The following is a 4,083-nucleotide window of genomic DNA, read 5'->3' on the forward strand; positions in this document are numbered from 1 at the left end:
CGCCGCACGGCACACACGCCAACCGTGGCACGCCCTCCTGCCGGACGATCACCGCCAGGCGATCAGGCTGTCGGCGCTGAACGGCCAGTCAAGCTCGGCGCCGGAGGCTGTATGGCGCAGCACCGGCACGCGGGTGCCGTAGCGGGCCTCGAGCTGTTCGTCGCCATCGATGAAGACACTATCGAACTCCGGCGCGCGCGCCTGCGCCAGCACCGCCAGCGCCAGGTCGCACAGGTGACAGTCATCGCGCTGGTACAGAACCCACTGGCTCATCGGCTGCTCCACGGCGGGAATGCTGCGCTGCAGGCAAGGCCCGCAGCGGGGAGCCCGTAGAATAGCCGCCCTCTTACCGCAGTACGCAGAACCCGCATGTCCGTCAGTACGTTCGACCTGTTCAAGATCGGCATTGGCCCGAGTTCGTCACACACCGTCGGCCCGATGCGCGCGGCCGAACGCTTCGTGCATCGCTGGCTGCTCGATCCGGGCCGCCTGTCCGATGTGGTGCGCATCCGCGCCGAGGTGTTCGGTTCGCTGGCCCTGACCGGACGCGGCCATGGCACCGACAAGGCGGTGCTGCTGGGTCTGGAAGGCCACCGCCCCAATGCGATCGACCCGGACATCATTCCGGCCACGCTGGAGCGCATCCGCAGCAGCAGGCGCATCACGCTGATGGGCCAGCGCGAGATCGCCTTCGACGAGAAGCGCGATCTGGCGATGAACAAGCGCCAGAAACTGCCGTACCACACCAACGGCATGCGTTTTACCGCCTACGACGCCGACGACCAGGTCATCGCCACGCGCGATTACTACTCGGTGGGCGGCGGTTTCGTGGTCAACGAGGACGATGCCGCCGACGACCGCATCGTGCCCGACCAGACCCCCGTGCCGTATCCGTTCAAAAGCGGCGACGAGCTGCTGGCGCAGGCCGCACGCAGCGGCCTGAGCATCGCGGCGATGATGTTCGAGAACGAGAAGTGCTGGCGCAGCGAGGAGCAGATCCGGGCCGGGCTGCGCGAGATCTGGGAGGCGATGCAGGCCTGCGTCACCCGCGGTATCCGCTCCGAAGGCACCCTGCCGGGCGGCCTGAATGTCAGCCGGCGCGCGCCGGCGCTGTACCGCGAACTGTCCGCACGTCCGGAGGCGGCGATGCGCGATCCGTTGACCACGCTGGACTGGGTCAACCTGTACGCGCTGGCCGTCAACGAGGAAAACGCCGCCGGCGGCCGCGTGGTCACCGCGCCCACCAACGGTGCGGCCGGCATCATTCCCTCGGTGCTGCACTACTACGACCGTTTCTGCCCGGGCAGCAGCGAACAGGGAATCTTCGACTTCCTGCTCACCGCCGCGGCGATCGGCATCCTCTACAAGGAAAACGCCTCGATCAGCGGTGCCGAAGTCGGCTGTCAGGGCGAAGTGGGCGTGGCCTGCTCGATGGCCGCCGGCGGACTGATGGCCGCACTGGGCGGCAAGCCGGGACAGATCGAGAACGCTGCCGAGATCGGTATGGAACACAATCTGGGCCTGACCTGCGACCCGATCGGCGGGCTGGTGCAGATTCCCTGCATCGAGCGCAACGCGATGGGTGCGGTGAAGGCGATCAACGCCGCGCGCATGGCCATCCGTGGCGACGGCAAGCACAAGGTGTCGCTGGACAAGGTGATCAAGACCATGCGCGATACCGGTCGCGACATGCAGGACAAGTACAAGGAAACCAGCCGCGGTGGCCTGGCGGTGAACGTCATCGAGTGCTGACGGCCGCGTCTTGCAAGGATGCGGGCCGGCCTCACAGAATCGGGCCATCGCAAGGTAGATGCAGGGGCAGGGATGCATACCGAACAGGAACCAGGTCATGAGCCGCCGCCGGTGCCACGCCCGGCACATCCGCTGCGGGCCAAGCCCACTCCACGCAGGAGCGGGCTCACCCTGACCAGGCTGGTGCTTGCGGTGGGCATCCTGCTGGTCCTGGCCTGGTTCATTGGCGAGCGGAACTCAGGGAATTCCGATTCCGCCCAGGCTTCCGTCTCGGCCGAACCGGAAGCGCCCGTCCCCCGCAACGCTGGCACTCGGTCCGAAGCGCGGGTGGTGCAAGGCCAGAAATCCACCACGTTGCGGCAAGTGGAAGACGCGCGCATGCAGGTGGGTGAGCAAGGTACGGTGCTGCGCATCGAAGGCAGCGTCGGCAGGAATTTCGCCACCCAGCTGCAAGCGGCATTGGATGCCAACCCGTCCCTGCAGCGCATCGACATCACCAGTGGCGGCGGTTACGCCCAGTCCGGGCTGGAAGCGGCACGGATGATCCGCCGGCGCAATCTCATTGTCCGCGTGCACTCCCACTGCGCGAGCATGTGCGTCGGGCTGTGGGCCGCCGCCGCGCAGCGGCAGATGGAACCGGATGCCTGATCGGCCTGCACCAGTGGAACGCCCAATGCGAGGCATTCCCCTCGCCGGCCCGGGAAGAGTGCCGCCACCAGATCCAGTTCATGACCGACCACGACTCCAGCTATGACGCCTGGCTGCGCGATGCCGGTTTCAACCAGTATCTGCTGGACCTGCAGTCCAGCACCGCGGCGGAAGACATCGCCGTGCTAGATGTCCTGCAGCTATGGGAGAACGGGGTGGACTTCAGCGTGGTCAACCGCGACGGACGCCGCATGAGCCGGGCCGAGGTACAGCAGCATCTGGCCGCGAAAAGCAGGTCGCGCTAGCCGCCAGGGTCTTGTCCCGCCTCCGGGTTGCCGTGTGATTGCATATCCCGCCGCAAGCACGGGCACCGTTGCCGCTCTACACACGCGTGCGCAGCTTCAGCCCCCCCTCCAGCGCCAGCAGCCCCACCGCGACCCAGATCGCGAGATAGGTCGGCCACTGGTCCTGGCCCACGCTCTCGCCCAGCAACAACGCGGCCAGCATCAGCAGCACCGGCTCGACATAGGTGATCAGGCCGAAGAGGCTGAAGGACAGCATCTTCGCCGCCAGCATGTAGCACATCAGCGCCACGGCACTGACCGCACCCAGCAGCGGAATCAACCCGTACAGCGCCGGCCGCTGCACCAGCATCTGTGCCAGCGCCTCGCCATTGCCGACTGCCGCCCACCAGGCGACCGGTGACAGCAGCACCAGTTCCACCCAGAAGCCGCCCAGGTGTGCCACGCCGAGATGCCGCCGCACCAGAAAATAGGCCGGGTAGCCCAGCGCCACCAGCAGCATTTCCCAGGACAAGCCGTGGTTGCCCAGCAACGCCCACGCCACGCCCGCCGCGGCACTGGTCACCGCCAGTTTCTGCAGCGCGGACAGGCGCTCGCCATAGAAGACCCGGCCGACCAGCACCATCACCAGCGGCAGCAGGAAATAGCCCATCGACACCTGCAGCGCGCGCCCGTGCAGCGGCGCCCACAGAAACAGCCACAGTTGCACGCCCACCATCGCCGCGCAGGCCGGCATCGCCAGCCACAACCGGCGGTCCTGGCGAAGCCGGGCCAAGGTCTGACTGATCAGGCGCGGCTCGCCGCCGACATGCAGCATCAACGCCACCAGCGGCACCGCGAACAGCACGCGCCAACCAAAGATGTCGGTTCCCTGCAGCGGCGCCAGCCACGGGCTGGCGTAATACATCAGACCGAACAGCAGCGAAGCCGCCAGCGAAACCACCACACCTTTGGACACGCGCCACTACCTGTCGAGAAGATCACCGCAGGCCAACCACCGGCGCGGTCAGGCCCGGAGCACGGCAGCCGGCAGTCTGCCTGTGCAAGCTGCCAGCGGACGCCAACTCGCGGATGCGGCGCCGGGCACCATGATAAGGCGCGACAGGTGTCAGCCGCCGACGATGCGCAGCACGTCATCCAGCAACGCCGCTGCCGTCACTTCAGCACCGGCGCCCGGCCCCTGGATCAGCAGCGGCTGGCGGTTGTAGCGATCGCTGTGGATCGCCACCCGGTTGTCCGTCCCGCGACCGCCGGCCAGCGCGTGATCGGCCGGCAATGCGCGCAGCCCCACGTGGGCACCGTCCCGGTCCAGACGTCCGACAAAGCACAGACGCAATCCTTGCGCCTGTGCCTGGCGCAGCTGCGCCTCCAACGGGGCATC

Annotated in this window: 5 protein-coding genes and 1 pseudogene; 3 read left to right on the plus strand and 3 right to left on the minus strand. The window is 67.4% G+C overall.

Annotation, left to right across the window (positions count from 1 at the left end; genetic code table 11):
• Nucleotides 1-48: 48 nt before the first annotated feature.
• Nucleotides 49-273, minus strand: coding sequence for a glutaredoxin family protein (locus tag JCM9942_RS11670; RefSeq protein WP_054659845.1), 225 nt, complete (start codon nt 271-273; stop codon nt 49-51).
• 96 nt (nt 274-369) lie between these two features.
• Between JCM9942_RS11670 and JCM9942_RS11675 the strand changes: the two genes are divergently transcribed.
• The 3 genes from JCM9942_RS11675 to JCM9942_RS19090 all read left to right on the plus strand — a co-directional run bounded on the left by JCM9942_RS11675 (nt 370) and on the right by JCM9942_RS19090 (nt 2,705).
• Nucleotides 370-1,752: an L-serine ammonia-lyase gene (locus JCM9942_RS11675; RefSeq protein WP_054659835.1), complete on the plus strand. Its 1,383-nt coding sequence runs from the start codon at nt 370-372 to the stop codon at nt 1,750-1,752.
• Nucleotides 1,753-1,770: 18 nt separating this feature from the next.
• Complete coding sequence (locus JCM9942_RS19435) at nt 1,771-2,400, plus strand: Clp protease/crotonase-like domain-containing protein (RefSeq protein WP_172675104.1); 630 nt, start codon at nt 1,771-1,773, stop codon at nt 2,398-2,400.
• 80 nt (nt 2,401-2,480) lie between these two features.
• Nucleotides 2,481-2,705: a hypothetical protein gene (locus tag JCM9942_RS19090; RefSeq protein WP_157722887.1), complete on the plus strand. Its 225-nt coding sequence runs from the start codon at nt 2,481-2,483 to the stop codon at nt 2,703-2,705.
• 76 nt (nt 2,706-2,781) lie between these two features.
• Here the strand turns inward: JCM9942_RS19090 and rarD are convergent, their stop codons facing one another.
• Nucleotides 2,782-3,660: an EamA family transporter RarD gene (rarD, locus tag JCM9942_RS11690; protein WP_054659841.1), complete on the minus strand. Its 879-nt coding sequence runs from the start codon at nt 3,658-3,660 to the stop codon at nt 2,782-2,784.
• Between the two features lie 150 nt (nt 3,661-3,810).
• Nucleotides 3,811-4,083: pseudogene (locus JCM9942_RS11695) on the minus strand (homoserine dehydrogenase family protein); the annotation flags it as partial.

The organism is Stenotrophomonas pictorum JCM 9942, assembly GCF_001310775.1.
Taxonomy (GTDB): Bacteria; Pseudomonadota; Gammaproteobacteria; order Xanthomonadales; family Xanthomonadaceae; genus Stenotrophomonas; species Stenotrophomonas pictorum.